This window comes from Paenibacillus sp. 32352 (assembly GCF_002042965.1).
In the GTDB taxonomy this organism is placed as follows: domain Bacteria; phylum Bacillota; class Bacilli; order Paenibacillales; family NBRC-103111; genus Paenibacillus_S; species Paenibacillus_S vulneris.
This window is the reverse complement of the sequence record NZ_MZNT01000005.1, coordinates 436,933-456,342: the sequence shown is the minus strand read 5'-3', so window position 1 is coordinate 456,342 and position 19,410 is coordinate 436,933. Positions and strand designations below refer to the sequence as shown.

The 19,410-nt window shown below is 49.8% G+C and carries 12 protein-coding genes; 7 read left to right on the top strand and 5 right to left on the bottom strand.

The features are described 5' to 3' along the window. Positions 1–93: 93 nt before the first annotated feature. The 3 genes from rplD to B1728_RS36810 all read right to left on the bottom strand — a co-directional run bounded on the left by rplD (position 94) and on the right by B1728_RS36810 (position 1,642). The gene (rplD, locus tag B1728_RS15055) at positions 94–717 is read right to left on the bottom strand and encodes a 50S ribosomal protein L4 (RefSeq protein WP_079911033.1); all 624 of its coding nucleotides are present in this window, start codon (positions 715–717) and stop codon (positions 94–96) included. A gap of 391 nt (positions 718–1,108) precedes the next feature. Further along, a complete protein-coding gene (locus B1728_RS15050) occupies positions 1,109–1,372 on the bottom strand; it encodes a CD3324 family protein (RefSeq protein ID WP_079911032.1) in 264 nt (87 codons plus the stop codon). Between the two features lie 147 nt (positions 1,373–1,519). Then, a complete protein-coding gene (locus B1728_RS36810; protein WP_256865353.1) occupies positions 1,520–1,642 on the bottom strand; it encodes a hypothetical protein in 123 nt (40 codons plus the stop codon). An 803-nt stretch (positions 1,643–2,445) separates the two neighbouring features. Between B1728_RS36810 and B1728_RS15045 the strand changes: the two genes are divergently transcribed. Beyond that, positions 2,446–6,846, top strand: a complete 4,401-nt coding sequence (locus tag B1728_RS15045; protein ID WP_179136022.1) for an S-layer homology domain-containing protein — start codon at positions 2,446–2,448, stop codon at positions 6,844–6,846. 123 nt (positions 6,847–6,969) lie between these two features. Here the strand turns inward: B1728_RS15045 and B1728_RS15040 are convergent, their stop codons facing one another. Then, complete coding sequence (locus tag B1728_RS15040; RefSeq protein WP_079911030.1) at positions 6,970–7,668, bottom strand: YHYH domain-containing protein; 699 nt, start codon at positions 7,666–7,668, stop codon at positions 6,970–6,972. Positions 7,669–7,999: 331 nt separating this feature from the next. Here B1728_RS15040 and B1728_RS15035 point away from each other — a divergent pair, with 331 nt between their 5' ends. From B1728_RS15035 to B1728_RS15010, 6 genes are all read left to right on the top strand, one after another. Further along, positions 8,000–10,342 (top strand): helix-turn-helix domain-containing protein, encoded by a 2,343-nt coding sequence (locus tag B1728_RS15035; protein ID WP_256865352.1) that lies wholly within the window; start codon positions 8,000–8,002, stop codon positions 10,340–10,342. A gap of 126 nt (positions 10,343–10,468) precedes the next feature. Beyond that, on the top strand, positions 10,469–13,864 hold the full coding sequence (locus tag B1728_RS15030; protein WP_079911029.1) for a COG1470 family protein: 3,396 nt from the start codon (positions 10,469–10,471) through the stop codon (positions 13,862–13,864). A 133-nt stretch (positions 13,865–13,997) separates the two neighbouring features. Then, entirely contained in the window at positions 13,998–14,981 is a 984-nt protein-coding gene (locus B1728_RS15025) for an ABC transporter permease (RefSeq protein WP_079911028.1), read from the top strand. Positions 14,982–15,000: 19 nt separating this feature from the next. Next, positions 15,001–15,882 (top strand): carbohydrate ABC transporter permease, encoded by an 882-nt coding sequence (locus B1728_RS15020; RefSeq protein ID WP_079911027.1) that lies wholly within the window; start codon positions 15,001–15,003, stop codon positions 15,880–15,882. 60 nt (positions 15,883–15,942) lie between these two features. After that, the gene (locus tag B1728_RS15015) at positions 15,943–17,550 is read left to right on the top strand and encodes an extracellular solute-binding protein (protein WP_079911026.1); all 1,608 of its coding nucleotides are present in this window, start codon (positions 15,943–15,945) and stop codon (positions 17,548–17,550) included. Positions 17,551–18,190: 640 nt separating this feature from the next. After that, positions 18,191–18,655, top strand: a complete 465-nt coding sequence (locus B1728_RS15010) for a phage tail protein (RefSeq protein ID WP_079911025.1) — start codon at positions 18,191–18,193, stop codon at positions 18,653–18,655. 54 nt (positions 18,656–18,709) lie between these two features. Here the strand turns inward: B1728_RS15010 and B1728_RS15005 are convergent, their stop codons facing one another. Next, positions 18,710–19,267, bottom strand: coding sequence for a hypothetical protein (locus B1728_RS15005; protein WP_079911024.1), 558 nt, complete (start codon positions 19,265–19,267; stop codon positions 18,710–18,712). Between the last annotated feature and the right edge of the window lie 143 nt (positions 19,268–19,410).

Here is a 19,410-nt window from a genome sequence, read left to right as displayed (position 1 = left end):
AGCGGACGAACAAAGACAAGCCATACTCCCGTATTGATTACGGTGCATGGCTTGTATCTCATTCCCGATGGGGTAGGGAAAAACATTCCTTCATTACGAGTACATTTCCGTTATCATTGTGACTGCTTCTTTAGAGATTATGAATTGATCGCAATTCAGAACATTGTATACATTTATGGAATCAGCTACAGCGGTTTCTACACCAGGTATATTACTAGCGCTTTTAAAAACAAAGTTATCTAACGATGGTGTAACAATCAGCACCTTTCTAGCTGCCCCAAAAGCTTTAAGCATAGCTACTATACTCTTAGTCCTGTAATTTTCTAACTTGATCTCGTCGATGACAATGAATTCTTTGTTCTGTACTTTGCTAGACAATGCAGATTTTATAGCAAGCCGCTTAACCTTTTTATTGAGTTTGTAGCTGTAGTCACGAGGTTTAGGAGCAAACACAACTCCTCCGCCACGCCAATGTGGCATGCGAATCGAACCCGCTCTAGATTTATCAATTTTATTCTGCTTATATGGTTTTCTCCCGCCGCCTCTAACTTCCCCGCGTGTTAAAGCAGACTGTGTTCCACTGCGTTTATTTGCCAGATAGTTTATAACTGCATCATGCATAACCGATTCGTTGGGAATAATACCGAAAATGGATTCTTCAAGCTCCATTTCGCCAACAGCAATACCTTCCATATTAAAAATGGTGACATTCAACAATACTCTCTCCTCCAGATCCTAAACTTCCATGATATAGGTACCTACATCACAGTAAAACTTCATTTTATTAGAAGCTTGTTGGATTGGTGTTCTTAGTATATTTACAATAGCATCCATTACTGAAACCTCCGTTTGTCCTATGTTTTACAACCTTATAGAAGAACCCTTAGTTATAAAGGTAGCAGATAGGAATCACTTAAACTATATACAAAATGGTTCTGTGTTGTTTGGTATCACTTGTCAGATTAGAAGCATTTTCGTCCATTATCAGAGTCTAAGGGGGTGGATATTCGTTGATAAAGCAAAAAAAGCCACCGCAGCCCTATGGTATGGGCATGTCGATGGCAAGAGCCTGCATATACAATTAACAGAAAGGATGGCCTGCGTAAGGTTATTGGTTATAAATTATTTTTCTGATAGCATAAACAGAAAGGCAGTAAGATTCTGCAAGTTCTTGAATCGAAGTGCCTGATGCATATTCTAGTATTATTTCACTATTTCGCCTATCAATCTCATCTCGATAACCGGATAATTCTCCCCAATTTTTATGCTGATCTTTTATTGCTGGAATGTAGATGTACTCACCTTGTACAAAATTTTGCAACTGTTCAACTAATTCTTTCGGGAGAATAACATTAGCGTTGATATATTTCATGAAGACTCACTCCTTGATTAAATATAGTGTCTCAAGTAGCAAAGCCAGCATGATTGGTGATGATGTTATTCCATGCAAATATCACCAAATAACTGTCTTTGCATGGAATGGAACATGGGTTATTGTAAAGTTATTATGAGACATTATTCACTCTCCTATATACATATGTCTATCGATAGAAGGATATTGCTTCGGCATCCGCTTAGTTTGATCGTGAACCGAACCCACGGACAATGAACGGTTCACATGAATATTTACAACTTCAAACATCTATCTCAACCTCCTAAGCTAAAAAAGCATCGAGTTACATTACCGTTTCACGAAATGGATGGTGACATCTATAATCCTCCAAAAAACAAAGAGCCACAAGAAAGTTACCTTTCTTGTAGCTCAAATAAACAAATGCTAGAATCTAGCCCCTTAATGGAATAGATATCATTATTTGAGTTGAAGAGAATAAGTAATTAACTTTCTTGCTTAACAAAGAATAAAACAGCTATTGTTTTATCAATCGTAAAATCAGCAAGAAATATTACATTATTCTAGTCAGCTCCCCTCGTATATTAGGTATCATTCTAGCATACCAAATTTTACATTTCAACTTTGCATTAGAACAAGGTGCTGCAAGCGGGCGGCAGGCTGATTCGATCGGAGCGGGATCGTGGTTCTCTCGTGCTTGTGCTTACTGAGGAGCGGCGAGATTTATTGAAAGAATCGGGATATGGTATGCCCCGATTCGTTGAATAGACGGAGTAGAATAGCAATGATCAAAGTTGATTAGGGAAGTAAATTTTGTCAAATTAGTGACATTTATATAAAATTCAGTTCGTTTTTTTACAGAAGAGTGTAACAGGGGATTTTGGGTGCGGGATAGAACTATTAAACTATTATTACCATGTCAAAAAATACCGAAAATAAAGATATGGCTTCTCCTTTGCTGTCATCCGGAAAGGCAGATACGTTACGGCTAATAGCAAAAGAAGATCGAAATTGAGAGAGGGAACAAGGATATGAATCCGGCGAGTAGAGTATGGAAGTTATTTTTAGGTTTAGTCATCCTAGGGGGGATACCTTTGTTCCTGATCGACAAAGCGTTTGCCGCCCCTCTAACAGCCAACATTACAGTGATTAACAATGATCTGGGTATCGGTGATACCTCGCCGGTGACGATCACCTTCTCAGAAGCGGTGACCGGTTTTACTCTATCTGACATGATAGTGGAGAACGGCACGCTAACCAGCCTCGCGACTGCTAACAACATCGCCTATACCGCAACCTTGATACCTTTCGTAGACGTTGAAGACGACAGCAATATTATCACGCTCAACAATGCGCTAGTGACTAATAGCAGTGGCAACGCGGGGACCGGGTACACCCAATCAAACATTTATTCCGTCGACACGGTGAGGCCAACGGTAACTTCAGTCAGCGTACCATCGAACGGGACTTACAAAACGGGAGACAACCTCGACTTCACGGTGAACTTCGGCGAAAACGTGACGGTAGATACGGCAGGAGGCACACCGCAGCTGCCGCTGAGGATCGGATCAACGGATGTGAATGCCCATTACGTATCCGGTTCGGGGACGAGTGCGCTGCTGTTCCGCTACACAGTGCAAAGCGGGGATCAGGATTTTAATGGAATCGCCGTAGGCACCTCAATGAATGCAAACGGCGGCACACTACAGGACAGCACGGGCAACGATGCGGACCTGGCTCTGAACAATATAGGCATCACGACGGCGGTATTAGTCGAAGCCATTCCACCGGTTGTTACGAACGTAGGAGTGCCTGCGGGCGGAACGTACAAAGCAGGGGAGACACTGGGTTTCATAGTGAACTTCAGCGAAAACGTAATAGTAAATACGACGGGAGGTACGCCGTATTTGCCGCTGACGATCGGATCGACGGCAGTGAAAGCCCTGTACGTCTCCGGCTCAGGAACAAACGCATTGGCGTTCCATTACACGGTGCAGAGCGGTGACAACGATGCGAACGGGATCGCCGTAGGCACCGATCTGAATGCAAACGGCGGCGTGCTGCGGGACGGCGTGGGCAACGACGCTATCCTGACGTTGAACGGCATAGACAGCACGGCGGCAGTATTAGTGGACGCCGCGGCTCCAACGATCGGGAGCGTGAACGTACCGGCGAACGGGACGTACAAAGCGGGAGACAACCTCGACTTCACCGTGAACTTCGACGATAACGTGACGGTGGATACGGCAGGAGGCACGCCGCAGCTGCCGCTGACGATCGGATCGACGGGGGTAAACGCTCCTTACGTATCCGGTTCGGGGACGAGCGCGCTGGTGTTCCGCTACACAGTGCAGAACGGAGACAACGACGCAGATGGGATCTCCGTAGGTGCTGCCCTGAACGCAAACGGAAGTACGCTGCGGGACGGCGTGGGCAACAACGCGAGCCTGACTTTGAACGGCGTGGGCAGCACGGCGGCAGTGCTGGTGGATACGGCGGCCCCGGCAGTAACCTCGGTCAGCGTACCGGCGAACGGAGCATACAAAGCGGGGGACAACCTCGACTTCACCGTGAACTTCGGCGAAAACGTGACAGTAGACACAACAGGAGGCACGCCGCAGCTGCCGCTGACGGTCGGATCGGCGGGAGTAAATGCCTCATACGTGTCCGGTTCGGGGACGAGCGCGCTGGTGTTCCGCTATACGGTGCAGAACGGAGACAACGACGCAGATGGGATCTCTGTAGGCGCCGCGCTGAGTGTAAATGGCGGCACACTGCGGGATAGCGCAAGCAACAACGCGAGCCTGACTTTGAACGGCGTGGGCAGCACGACGGCAGTGCTGGTGGATACGGTGACTCCGGTAGTAACCTCGGTCAGCGTACCGGCGAACGGGACGTACAAAGCGGGAATGTACCTCACCTTTATTGTGAAGATGAGCGAGCCGGTTGTCGTGAATATGGCGTCGGGTACAGCTCCGACTATTGGGCTCAAGGTGGGCGACACGAACGTCAAAGCCGTTTACGAAAGTTCGCTTGATTCGAAGGAGCTGCTGTTCCGTTATCAAGTAAGGGTTCAGGATCAAGACAATGATGGTATACAGCTGGTATCTACAGCCATTGACGTATCCGGTGCGACCATTAACGATACGGCGGGCAATCCGGCGGATCTGACGCTGAACCATATCGGAGCTACGCAGGGGATCCTTATCAGCAACCATCTGACGGTGACGGTAAGCCATACAGGCTGGACGAATCAAAGCGTAACGGCAACGGTGTACAGCGACTCCGGCAGCCGGGTGCAGTACAAGATCGGAGAGTCCGGGGAATGGACGGATTACACCGCACCGGTCGTCGTCGAACAAGAAGGGATAACGACTGTGTATGCCAGAGCCGCAGGCTCGGACAGTGTCAGCGAACCGATTTCCGCCGAAATCAAGATCGATAAAACGGCGCCGGTTTTGACCTTGGTCGGGGATGAAACGATTACTTTGTACTTGGGCGATGATTATGTTGAAAAGGGAGTTCTGGCATCGGATTCGCTTTCCGGCATTTCTCCGTTAACCGTTACCGGTTCGGTGGATACCGGCAAAGCCGGAACGTATCCAATACACTACAGCGTAACCGATCTGGCCGGAAACCGGGCCCAAGAGAAAGTGCGGACGGTGACGGTAATTCCGAAGCCGACAGGACTGCGTTTTAATTCCGCGACCTATTCGTTAGTCGAAGGGAACGAGGCGGCATTCCAGCTTATTATCGGATATTCGGACCATCAAGAAATCGATGTTACGAAACAAGGGACCATTCAAATTGCAGATCCGGAAATTGTCGGATTATCGTCTACCGGTAAATGGAAGGCTCTGAAATACGGTCAAACGGTTGTGACGGCAGTCTATGACAATAACAAGGCCAACGCGACGGTAACGGTAGACCCTGCGCTCAAAGGCATTTCTTTTGCAGAACCGGCTTACTGGGTTGAAATCAACATGGATCAGCAAACGGCGGTGAACGCTGCCTTCTCTGACGGTTCGACTTCCGAGATTACCTTGCTCTCCGAATTCTCGCTTTCGAACGAAATCGCCACCATATCGGAAACCGGCAAAATGACAGGAAGAGCCGTCGGAACCGGTGTGTTGGAAGCAACCTATGGGGGATTGAAAGCCCAAACGCAAGTCACCGTTTACAGCAAGAGCAACAGATCAACCGGTACGGGGACTAAGGCCGACACCCGGCATGCGAAGGTTGAAGTGGGAACCTCACCAATCATTGAGCGGTTTGAAATAACAAGAATCTGGATCGGACAGCAAAAAGCCGACCAAGTGATTATGAACGACAAAGAGATGGAAGAAGTCGTAGCAAGCATGCAATCCGGACAAAATACGATGCGGGTCGTCATTGATGGCTTGCCGGAAGATCCGGCGGATACGGTGAATATTGTATTGCCGGCCCGTTCCATATCTATTTTGGCAGAACGGTCGTTAACTCTGGAAATGAAAACGGAAAATGCAACGGTCACCATTCCGAACGATGCGATCAAAGGCCTCCCCGGAAATCAGGACTACTACCTTCGTGTAGCCCCGATCAAAAGAGACGATGAACGCCAGGCTGTGAAAGAAAGAATCGCAAATGCGGATGAAATCCGCAGTGTGGCCAAAGAGCGAGACATTGAGGTGCTTGGTACGCCGGTGACCATTGAAACGAATTTGCCTAAAGCTCCGGTGAAGGTCGCTTTTCCGATTGACCGAGCTGCCATTCCGGCCGTTCCGGTTCAAAGAGAGCCATTCTTGCAAACCTTGAGCGTCTATGTCGAACACACGGACGGCAAGAAGGAGTTGCAGCGGGGAGAGATCGTTTTCGATAAGAACGGCGATCCCTCAGGCATACAAATTCAAATCAACCAATTCAGTACATTTACAATCGTTTCGATAAAAAAGGAGCCGCTGCAACACGATCCTTATATACTCGGCTATCCTGACGGCACATTCAGACCGAATGAACCGGTGACCAGAGCGGAAATGAGCGTTATGTTAACCCGCTTGCTGCAGAAGTCGGTAGAGAAGAAGCAGGCAGCGTCAGATTTTACCGATATCGATCCGAACTACTGGGCCGCTGATTCCATTCGATGGGGCCAGGTAGCGGGCTTATTGTCAGGTTATCCCGACCATACGTTCAGACCGAACGCCCCGATCACTCGCGCTGAAATGACATCGATTATAGGGAAATGGCTGAAATTGGACAATAACCCGTCGAAGCCTTCCTTTAAGGATACGGCGGGACACTGGGCCAGCGGGCAAATTGAGGCAGTGTATAAGAAAGGGATTATGTCCGGTTACGAAGACGGTTCATTTGCCCCAGATCGGTCTTTAAGCCGGGCGGAGGCCGTTGTGATCATCAACCGTATTTTGCATAGAATACCGCAGTCAAATGTTTCCGTTCCAACATGGTCGGACGTGCTCCCCGATTTTTGGGCCTTCCCTGATATCGAAGAAGCATCATAATCAGCCAAATTGTGAAGATCCGTTCTTTCGAGACAAAGAGCGGATCTCATTTTTTTTGACTGGTCTGGTCCTAACTCAGATTTCACTTGGAAAATAAAAAAGCTGCCGATGGCAGCCCTTATTCTACTTAAAAATATCGAACCTATTGTCTTTTAATCCAGTGGTCAGACCCAATTTACTATTAAAATTCCAAGTCATTGGATAGTATGTTACATCATTATAAACTAAAAATGGATATTCTTCATTCGCATTATCCACCCATTCATCGTTGACAAAAATATTGAATGTCGGAAGGTGTGCATACATGTTTGCAGGCCGAGCAGAGGATGGCTTACTACGTTGGAAACGTACGCCCTCCCCAATCTCTGTGTCCGTTTTTCTTAATGATAAACCCACTTCATTTGACCAAGTGCTTTCAATCGTAAGAGTTGAACACATATCATAATTCAACGGTGCGTAGATGATATCATTATACAAAAAAAATGGGTATTCTAAAGTAGCGTTTTGAGCGTCCGAGGCTCCCGTTTTATAGTTAATATAAACCTTAAATGTCGGAAGAGTAACTTTAACATGCCCATAAGGAATAGTTTCTTCAACATCAGATGTGGAGGGTGCAGGTTCATCCGGTGGGATATCTGCGCCTATGAAAAAGCCACCACCCTTATGATAGTGATACTCGCCATCCTTTAAGCCCCATTTTGCACAATTAGTCCAGCAAGTATGACCCCCTTTAGAATCAGTCCTTCCCGGATGAGCACTTGATATGGATGCAAAAGATAGGCTAAGTAGTGCAATAGTAAGAATTGTCTTTTTGAGAACCATGGTAACCTCCTAGTATGCTTCAAAATACCTAGTAGATATTACCATGGGAATTAAATTACAGCAATTATTTTTTCGACTTTATCATCATTTGATGACAAGTATGACTATATCGAACAACATTTACGGCGGCGAATCATTGTATTTGAGGATATAATACTAGGGCTTCATCCCACTTCTTAAAAAAGCGCACTTATTTGTTAAAAAACCGCATAGTTCCGAAGCCATGCTTCTGTTACATTGGGGAGAGACGTATTTGCGCCTCGGCCAGACGTCTCTTTTCTGCATGACAAGTTGTAAGGGGGGGATCATCATAGGAAGCGTTCGGGCTTTTGTGAAAAATAAAAGTATGCTGATCCGAATGATTTTATCTTATGTGCTGGTCGGTCTGCTCGTCATGGCCGGGCTTACCTTTATTATTTCCGCCAAGGTATCCTCCGATCTGTCACAGGAAATCAATCACTCTACGGACCGGGCTATCGAGCAGTCGTTCAACACGGCCAATATTTTGCTAAGCTCGACCTTCGAAAATTACGGAACCGCTTTCAACAATGCAGAGGTTCAGAGAGGATTTTATAACCAGGAGTTCGATACACCTACCTTGGGTCAAATAGGGAACAAGCTGTATGAGCTTAGCAGCACCAACCCGCTGATCCAATCCATTTATTTGTTGAATCATTCGCGTAAGCTGGCCTTCTCTTCCTTGACGACAATGAAGTCGTACGGCGAATTCTACGATCCCGATGCCCTCGGACTGCTGGATGAAGTTCAGCCCTTCAGGTCCGGTGTATTTTATCCCCGTCATATTCATTATTCCATTTATGGCAAGAGCTACGACCTTAACGTGATCTCCCTGATCTATGTAAGCTCGATTGGACATGTCAATAACGGCGCCATGATTATTAACCTGGATCAGAAGATGCTCCAAAGCATGGTGATGAATGGGGCGGGGAGCAGCTCATTTCAATCGATGATCATTAACAAACACGGCATCGTGATCTCTCATACGAATGACCAGATGATCAACGCCAACCTGTCACAGGAAAATTTCGTGCAAAAGATCAATGGGTCAGGCTCAACAAAAGGTACGCTTGAAATGGATTCGAATGGCCGGAAATATCACATTTCCTACATCAAGTCAGACAGCCTCGGGTGGACCTTCATCGGCTTGGTCGATTACGAACAGCTGCTGGGCAAGGTCAATGAAGTAAAAAGGTTCCTCTTGACCGTTACCGTTTGCATGCTGCTGCTTGTCCAGCTGCTTGGGGGTTTCTTCACCAGACTGATCTACGGACCGATTCACCGGCTAATCCAGAGCATCCGCAACTCACCGGTCGGTGCCCGGGAGCAGCAGCCTGCGTCCGAGCTCGACTTGCTGGGGGGAGCCTTCTCCTATCTGGAGCATCGGATTCAGGATTTGCAGCTCAGTATCGCCGATTACCAGTCCGCCAAGCGGGCGGAAGTACTGCGGCTGCTCACCACAGGCGGTTGGACCAACGATGCAGAGGTAAGAAGAAAGCTGGCTCATGTAGGCATCAGGTTCGACCATCCCGGCTTTCTCGTCTGCGCCATTCGGCTGGACGGCTACCGGGAGCTTAGAGCGAGATACCATCCGGCGGATATTGCTCTGTTCAAATATGCTGTGGCGAATATCGCTTTCGAGGTCGGAGGGGCGCATCACTTACATCTCGTATGCTTCGATAATGGAGACGACGGTGTGGCCATGATGATCAACGTGCCGGAGAATATGGCCGAGCTGGAGCAAGCCGTCATCCAGGCGCTGCGGGAAATTCAGCAGAACGTAAGTCTATTCCTGAAGCTGTCCATCAGTGCGGCGATCGGGCCTGAAATCCCCGGTATGACTGGAATCAAAACCTCCTGGGAAATCGCTTATAATGCCTCCCGGTACAAGCTAGTCCTCGGTAGAGGCGCTCTGATCGGAGCAGATGTGGAAGCTTCCAGGGAGCCGCTGCCGGACAGCCAGGTGGCGGTGCTGGAGAAGCAGATGACCGATAAGCTCAAGCTCGGGGATCGAGGGAAGATTGCCGCCGCGGCTCATGAATTTATGGCCTCCGTAAGCAAAGCCCCCTATGACGAGATGATGCTTGCGCTCACGCAGCTGCTCATTGCTACCGCCAGAACGGTGAAGACCATGGGAGGCTCGTCTCCGGACGATGCGCGGATGGACATCGGCGAGCTCAGCAGCCAGCTTGGGCACATGGAGACAATGGATGAAATCGAGCGATGGTACCTGAGTCTATGCGAGAGAGCGGTTCGCGTGCGCGACCGTGAAGCAGCACAGAAAAACAAGTGGATGGTGGACCGGGTCATTCAGCATATTCAGGAGCATTACGCCGATCCGAATCTGACGGTCGAGTCGCTGGCGGAGGTCGGAGGGCTGTCTATGAACTACATGCGCAAAGTATTTAAGGAAATGGTCGGCAAGTCGATTACCGTCTATTTAAGTGAGTACCGCTTCTCCAAAGCCATGGAGCTGCTGGTGGATACGGATTTGCCCGCCAATAAAATCGGGGAGATGGTCGGGTTCGAGAACACCAATTACTTCTACGTCTCCTTCAAAAAGCATTGCGGCAAGACGCCGGATCATTACCGTAAACAGCATAAGTTCGGTCATAAGGAAGAACCATCCTCTATCCCCGTTATTAATCAAACATAGTGTGAAAATGTATAGAGCCGCATCGGTATAAATCGTTGAAATCGGCAAATCCTCAAGTAACAAAGCCTGAGAACTTAAGCTACACTGGGTTCTCGGGCTCATTTTGTATTAGAGAGGAAGTTGGAGATGCGACAATTCATCAACGAGGTAACCCTGCTCGAGCAAGGAGCGGAACGGGTATGGGATCTGGGGCACCCCTCCGATTGGAGGGCTTTTGAAGCCGTTGGGCTGGAGATTTGGGTGCCGGAGGGATCGGTCATGGAGCTTACGCTCCGCGTCTATCCACAAAGGATCGGACGGCCTGAATATATTCCCGTCGCGGCGGCGACGGTGCATCTTACGGGGAACGGCTGGACGGAAGTAGAGACGGCCTTCAGCCAATTTGACTATAAGCAGGCGGCGCCAGCGTTCTGGCGCATGATCCGCAAGCTTGGAATCGAAGCTAGAACGGTGAACGGCAGCGGGCAAGCAGAAGCAGGCATCCGTATCCGATCGATTCGGCTTAAATCATTGGGCGTTATCGCCTTGTCAGCCGAACGGTTATCCCGTTCAGCCCAGCCGGGCGAAACGGTTCAATATGAACTAAACGTATGCAATGAGTCGAATACGCAGCAGGCGGTTACATTGGCTCTGGAGCTCTATGGCTACGAGTCCATGCGAACGCAGCTGGAGCCGGAGAGCCTTGTTCTTGAACCCGGGCAAACCGGCCGGGTCACGCTGCAAGTTACCCTTCACGACGGTATCGCTCCCGGGGGCTATGAGAGGTTGACGGTCGTCGCCATTCCTGGAGGAAAGGCGGTCTGGGCCAAGCGGCTGACCCTATACACCGTCAGAGCACTGGCACACCCCTACATTATGCACACGGAAGCCGGCTGGGAGCAGGTGCGGCGCAACGCAGCAGCCTTTCCATGGGCCCAGAAGGAGCTGGATGACTATATTCGGATCGCGGAGGATTGGGTCGTCCCCGAAGCCCAAGGGCCTGGGCAGCCGTTTGCCTTCGAGCTTGGGCAGCGATTCAAGCTGCACGCCGCAGGCATAGCTTGGAAGCTAACAGGGCGAACGGATTTTCTCGAGAAGGCCGTTCTTTTTCTGCGGCGGTTGGCGGATCCGATCACCGGATATCCGGCGACCGATGCGCCGATGCTGCACATCTATTCGACCCGGGAGGAGCTAGTACTTCCTTCGCCGAGGGGAGTAAAGGTCAGCACAGGGGGGCTCATTCATGAAGGCGAGCTGATGCTGGATATCGTGTCTGTATATGATCTTCTGTATAACGAATCCTGCTGGACCGGCGAGGACCGGAGCCGATTGGAGCATGTTTTCCGCTTGTTCATTGAGAAGGTGGATTGGATGATCACGGATGGCGATACCAACAATATTCCGTCAGGAGGCATGGCGGCAGCTCTTCTGTGCAGCCTGCTCCTTCAGGACATGCATTGGATCCGGCGCTTCATCCACGGTCCCGGCGGTTTTATCGATATGGTCGCAACGGGCGTCATGGACGACGGCTGGTACTTTGAGGGAGCCTCCAATTATGTCGTGCTGTTCGCCGATATGATGACTCGAGTTGTCCAGGCCTGCGAGCCGTGGGGGCTCGGGCTCAAGGATAGGAAGATACCGCCATCCTATCATTCCAATGCGATGCTGTCACCCTGGTCGATGCCGGGCGAGAAGCCGTTCCTCGGCATGTCCTTTGCCAAGTATGAGCCGGCCAATCGTAATTACAGAACCATAAAAGACGTGTGGGATGCCATGCTTCCTTTTATCGACGACCGCGGCGTCCTGTTCGGCGCCAACGATTCAACCGCAAAGCAAATGGGGAAATGGTACGATCTCGCTTATTACGTATGGAGGGACCCGAGGTATGCGTCTGTCATCCGATCAGCTAAGGGAAGAGATTTGGTGTACGGGGCAGGAGAACTCCCGGAAGGGGAGGACCGACACGACGAACGTTCCGTTATCGCTGATAACGTCGGGCTTGCCCTGCTGCGGTCTGGCGGACAAGGCTCGGCCTCTTCACGGATTCAGGCGGTGCTGAAATACGGCTCTCACGGCGGATACCACGGTCACTTCGACCGCACCGGACTTCTCGGGCTGATCCGGTATGGGAAGAACGCCTATAGTCCGCTTGCTTCCTGGTACGGCTATCATTCGTTCATGTTCAAAATGTGGGTGCAAGCCTCCATGTCGCACAACATGGTCGTCGTGGACCAGCGGATGCAGGAGCCTGCTCCTTCCAAGCGGCTGGTGTTTCATAGCGGAACCCTGCTGAACGTATGCGCGGTAGAGACAGTCGCGAGATGGTGCGACCCTCCTTACGGCGGCCAGACGCCATATCCTGAAGCGTTCCCGCAGGAACGCGGTCTGATCGAAGGCCGGGAGGTGCCAATCCCTCCTCAGCCGCGCCCGCAGGGAGATACCGGCACCTATTCGGAGCCGGTCGTTCAAAGACGGCTTGTTGCCGTCACAGAAGATTATGTCGTCATCGCGGATTACCTCAAGGGGGAAGAGTCCCATACCTTCGATTGCCTGCACCATTATCAAGGCTTTCAAGGAATCGATGGGGAACGGAAACGGCTTCTCCGCCACACGGCCCAGATGAGTGAGGATCCTTACGGCTCCGCACAGTTTATCACAGATTGCAGCTGGTACGAGTGCGATGCCCCCGCCCGGATCCGGTTCAGCCATAGCTACAACGCTGTCAGGGACGATAGTGAGGGGCGCCATAACATGCACAACGAAGAGGGGCTTATGAATTTACATCTTCATACGTTGTGGCCCCCCCAGCAGGAGCTCATGACAGGCTGGTACGCGGAGGCGGCGCCTGTGAACAAAGTGTTGAGCTACGAGATAGCGGGGGATGGGGTTCAGCTGGCAGAAGGACAGTTTGGAGCATGGATCCTCGGTAAGCGCAGCCTGGATATCCCGTTGCAGGGGATCCGGGAGCTGAAGCTGCAGGTTCGCGTAGATCGCTCGAGCCGTAAAACGGTCTTCTGGGGCAATCCTTGCGTGCTGCTTCAGGATGGACGAAGGCTGCCGCTGACTGACCTGCCGATCCGATACGAGAATGTAGACCCTGGACACGGGGTCGGTTCGGATTATTACGGCGGCCAAGTACATCTGGCCGGTGAGCTGTATAGGGAGGCGCTGCCCTTCGAGCCGCTCGACCCGAGCCTGCCGGCCGTTGCCGTGATAGACCTTAGCGGATTAGAGGCAATGGCCTTCCAGGGAACTCTGGGTGGAGACTACCCGCTTGGTGACGATCCGGCCCGCCGCAAGACGATCAGCATCCGTACAAGCGGCAGGGAAGCTTACTTCATAACCTTGCTTGAGTCGCATGAGGGGGACTCGGTTATCGCGGCTGCCAACGCAATCTCACCCGAGCTGATTAGAGTCCAGTTAACGGACGGGAGGACGCAGGTTATTGACGTTCATGGTCTTAAGGGAGACGGACGGCAGTTACATGTACGTCTTCGGGAGCTCGGAGAAGCGGGTCTTCTGCGTGAAGAATGCACCAATTAATGAAAGTGGTACAATTTCAAACACTCTAATCAGCGGAAAACATAGCGTTGTGGTAAAATCCAAACTTTTTCGCTAACGCCCTGAGGACATAAGATAAAGTCATTACATCTCGATTGGAAAGAAAGGAGTACCTATGAATCATTCCGCAATATCGGAGCAATCTCAGCTTGGCAGCGGCATCTCCAGGAAACAGCGGGGAGCTGTTGCCTCATTCTTCTTCGAATTAAGAACAAATAAATTCATGTATTTATTAGCGCTTCCCGGCATGATCTGGTTTTTCATCTTCGCCTATCTCCCGATGGGGGGCATCGTGATCGCCTTTCAGGATTTTAAAGCCGTGAAGGGCATTACAGGCAGCAAGTTCGTCGGCCTCAAAAACTTTGAATTCTTCTTCCACTCCAACGATTGGGTCAAGATCGTGACCAATACCATCTTCCTGAACGTGCTGTTCATTGTATTCGGAACACTTGCGGCGGTAGCCATAGCCATTATGGTGACGGAGCTTGGCGGTAAATGGTTTAAGAAAGCGGCGCAATCCGTCATGATCTTCCCGCATTTCCTGTCGTGGACGGTTGTCGCCATGTTCATCACAGCATTCGTGGCTACGGACGGAGGATTTATTAACAAGGCGCTGGCTTTATTCGGAGCGGAGCCGATCCAGTTCCTGTCGTCACCCTCCTATTGGCCCGCGATCTTCGTCCTGCTGAAGATTTGGCATGGGGCGGGCTTCAGCTCCATCGTGTATATGGCGACCATTGCCGGGATTAATCCGGAGGTGTACGAATCCGCTTCCATGGATGGCGCGAGCCGCTGGCAAAAAATTATGTACATTACGCTGCCTTTGTTAAAAACGACGGTTATCCTGCTTACCATCTTGGCAGTGGGCGGCATATTTAACGGTGACTTCGGCATGATCTTCGCCATCATCGGCCGGAATCCGCTGCTCTATCCGACGACTGACGTCATTGATACCTATGTCTTCCGGTCCTTGATGGACCTTGGAGATATGGGGATGTCTGCGGCGGTTGGCCTTCTGCAATCGGTGGTAGGGTTCCTTCTGGTCATTACCGTAAACTATATTGCCAAGAAGACGGCACCGGAATCGGCCATATTCTAAATGAAAGGAGAGGCGCATCATGATCAGAGAAAGCTTATCGGATAAGCTGCTGAAAGCATTATTCTACGTCATCATCACCTTGTTCTCCATCTACTGCCTGGTTCCTTTCCTGGCGGTCCTGGCCAGCTCGTTCACCAAGGAATCGGAGATTCTGAAGTACGGCTATACGCTGTGGCCTAAAGAGTTCAGTCTTGAGGCTTACAAGCTTATTTTTCAAGACGATACGATTTACCGGGCCTACGGGGTAACGACATTCGTGACGCTGGTCGGCACCTTGCTCTCGATGCTGTTTACCAGCGCACTCGCCTATGCCATCTCCGTCAAATCGGTGAAATACCGGAACGGAATCGCCTTCTTCGTATACTTTACAATGTTGTTCCACGGCGGGCTTGTCGCTTCCTATCTGCTGATCTCCAAGTACCTGCATTTGAAGGACACGATCTGGGTGCTCATCATCCCCAGCATGATAAGCGCCTGGAATATGTTCCTGCTGCGCAACTTCTTCGCTACCATTGACGACTCGCTTGCTGAATCGGCGAAAATTGACGGCGCTAACGATGCCCATATCCTGTTTCGCATCATCCTGCCGGTTTCCTTGCCTGCGCTGGCGACGATTGGCCTGTTCTATGCGCTGGGCTACTGGAACAGCTGGTTTAACGCCTTGCTCTATATCAACGACCCGCATAAATTTCCACTGCAATATTTGATTCAGCGCATCATGAACAATCTGGACTTTGTCAGCCAGCTGTCGGCCGACGTGAACATTCCGAATTTTATTCCACCGACACTGACCGTACGGCTTGCCACTACGATCGTGACGATCGGTCCGATTGTCTTGCTGTACCCGTTTCTTCAGAAATATTTTGTCAAAGGCTTGATGGTGGGTGCCGTGAAAGGCTAAGTCCGCAGCTCGTAGCGGTTTAGTATAGAGATTGTCCAACGAAAAGGGAGGAAACAAAACATGAATATCAAACGGATTTCGGCAGTCCTGCTGGCTGTTGCCATGGCGGGCGCGACGGCTGCCTGCAGCGATGGCAAGGATTCGGGGGCAGATAAGTCCCCGGCAGGAGGTGATTCGGCTACGCTTGCACCTATAACACTTAAAGGGATGCTGTTCGGCGATCAGCCGAAGGACATGCAGGTCGTTTTTGATGAATTCGAGAAGCGCACGAAGGATACGCTGAACACGAAGCTGAACATTCAGTGGAATCCGATGAACGATCATAAGCAGAAGGTCAAGCTGATGATGGCGGCCGGTGAAGATGTAGATTTTGTGTTCGATGCGGATTTTATGAACCTGAGAGATTTAGTCCCGCAGGGCGCTTATGCGCAGCTGGACAAATATTTTAACAACGATGCCTATCCGGGCCTGAAGAAAGCCTTCTCCAAGGAATATGTAGAAGCCAACAAACGGTTCGACGGCCATCTCTACACAATTCCGTTTACCCAGTACTTCTACGACCTTCCGATCATCTACATCCGCAAGGATCTGCGGGAGAAATACGGGATGCAGCCAATCAAGAACTATGACGAGCTGGAGAGCTTTTACAAGAAGGTACAGGAGTCGGACAAGGATCTGACGCCTCTAGCCGTCAAAGGCAACGGAGGCTTTCAGGAAATCTGGTCAGGTGAGGGGGGCACTGTAAAAATCCCTACCATCGGCTCCGTAGGCTTCTCGGGACTTTCCTTCTTCGTCCAGCTGACGGATGATCTCAAGCAGGTGAAGAATATTGTAGCCTTCGGCGATCCGGCTTCCGAATGGGCGAAGCTGCCTGCGCCGTATAATACGGAGAAGACGGCGTATCCTCAATATGATAAGTGGGCGGAATGGAGCAAATATTTGGAGAAGGACGTCATCAGCCAAAAGGATCAGAAGGCTTACTTCATGTCAGGCAAAGCCGCCTCTTACTATGGAACGATATCCAGCTATGCCGCGGACAAGAAGAAGCTGAAGGATACGCTTGCAGGCGCAGATCTGGAGTTCTTCGTGCTGAAGGAGGACATACGCAATATGAAGCCGCAAGCGATCAGCACGAACTACAAAGCGAACAATTCCATTGCTATCCCTGCAACCTCCAAGAACATTGACCGGACGATGAAGTTCTTCGACTGGCTGTACAGCAGCCAGGACAACCATGACCTGTTCGAGCTGGGGATTCCGGGTAAGCACTGGGAAGCGGCCGGGACGAACCAGTACAAGCTGCTCGACGATTCGAAGAACTATACCTTCCCGGGCTATGAATTAACCTGGAACCCGTCGATGATTCGACTCAGCTCCGATCTGGATGATACTGCAAAAAAATACTACGAGTATTCCGCGAAGGCCGATACCTATTACTCGGCGCCGCTCGCGATGTTCGCCTTCGATACGACAAATGTCAAGGCCGAGCTGGCCAATATCAGCTCCAAGACCGATCCGTTTGTTCAGCTGCTCAAGGCGGGACAGATGAAGGATTGGGAAGCTCAGGCCGCTAAATTGAATAATGAGCTGCGAGCGCTTGGATTGGAAAAGGTACGTGCCGAGCTGCAGAAGCAGCTTCAAGCTTATCTGGATAAGGGCGGCAAGTAAGCGCCAACCAATAATATTACATGACAAAGGAGGGCAAATGTATGCCTTCCCTTGTCATGTATATTATGCTCCATTATCAGCAGATACCGTATCACCAAAAGACCTGCATCGGCGTGCTCTAGATATGCATAAGGCCAGCGGGTGAGGCAATGATTTTCATAGCAAAGCCGAAGCAGCCTCAGCTGATCGACTTTGCTTTTTTTCTATTGAAGCGGGGATTGATAGTATTGGCCGCAAATTTCACCAATAGCCATCTGCAATGAAGGTGATAATGGGAAGGTCAGCGAACGCGACTCTAATGCAGTAGAAACCAGCCCATTCCTAAAAGCAGCAGTGCAAAAGCATCATACGAAATGTCGTATAAATATCGCCGTCACCAGCATATGAAAGCGTCCATAACTAACAATGACTAAACGGAATAAAACACTGTTGACACGACACTGTTTGGTGTCATATAATCAAAACGACACCGAATGGTGTCTTAATGGAAATCTGATACTGAATTGGATTCGTCTTTTGGAGAAAGACCAAGGAGACGCCGCTTTATGATTTAACGACGCAGGTTTATATAGGTCAAACAGCGGTTCCACCCAAGCGAGCCTGTTGCCGCAAAAAAATGAAATAAGAGGAGAAATGCAAAATGTCCAATATCGTTGATTTCAAAACTGTGTCCGCGGTTGGTTTAGAATCTTCACCTGTTGCAGAAGCGCTTTCCGGTTTACGTGCTAATGAAGCCCGTTACTATATGAACAAATATAAGCATGAATTTACGGTTGTACCAGCTAGCGAAAGTCAGGAGACCCTGGATTATGTGAACCGGATTTTGAAGGAAGAACGAGATATTGAGTTTTCAGCCAAGCCTTTAGAGACATCACGCTTTCAAGTGGAAAATATCAAAATGGCCTACGTTTTTTATGAGGATGGTCTTGCGGTCAATGTCATGTATACGGTCGATGACCCTAAGAAGCGGGCCGTTGGTTTTAAGCTTTCTGAGGGGATGGAGGTACCCAAGGAGCTGGAAGGGAAGTTTAAGTTTGCCAGGCAGAAGTCTAAGCTGGCTGGAACTATCCGGGGCTCATTTTTTATCATTAAAGGAGAATATTAAAAGTAAGCTAAAAACAGTCCCCTCGCCTTATGCGGGCAGGAGACTGTTTTATTTTTACGATGCTCTTTGAATCGAAGGTCCTTGGTAATGGATGAGTGTCATGACCATGCGCGCTTCATATACGACGTTCCCTTTGCTGTCGGTTTCGATATAGGAGACATTGACGATTTTTTTGAGATATTGCTGATAAAAATTCACGGTTTCTCGGGGATACAGATAATAGGAAGTGGTGATCCATACCGGAGGCTGATATCGGAATCCGTTGTAGCCTACCAATGTACTGATATTTTTGTCGTTCCACATATCGGGCATTGGGGCTCCGCTGTATTGATCGAAGCCCACTTCATTCCCTGCATACCATCCACTCGCATAAACATCATACTTATACGGAGTTGTGTTGGTGGTCGAGCCTATGATGTCTTTCAGCGCCTGACTACTCGTCGTATTAAATACAATGCGGGCAGAACCCGTGCTGTTCGGGGACATGTGATAGTTATCCGTCCAATACCAATCCGATAGACTGTTTGCCGATGCGGTTCCCGCACCGATTCCGAAGGGCAGCAGGCCAAACGACAGAACAAGCAGTAAAGCAAACCATTTCATCGTTTTCATAAAATCATACCTCCAGTATAAAGAGTCGATTGCCGGTTGCGGCCGAATGGATTTGATCTGAGGATCATTTGCTTATCTTACAGGCCCACGATGGCCTCCTCCCGTACTCCGCAGCTTCAACCTGACAGGTAAATCATACCACT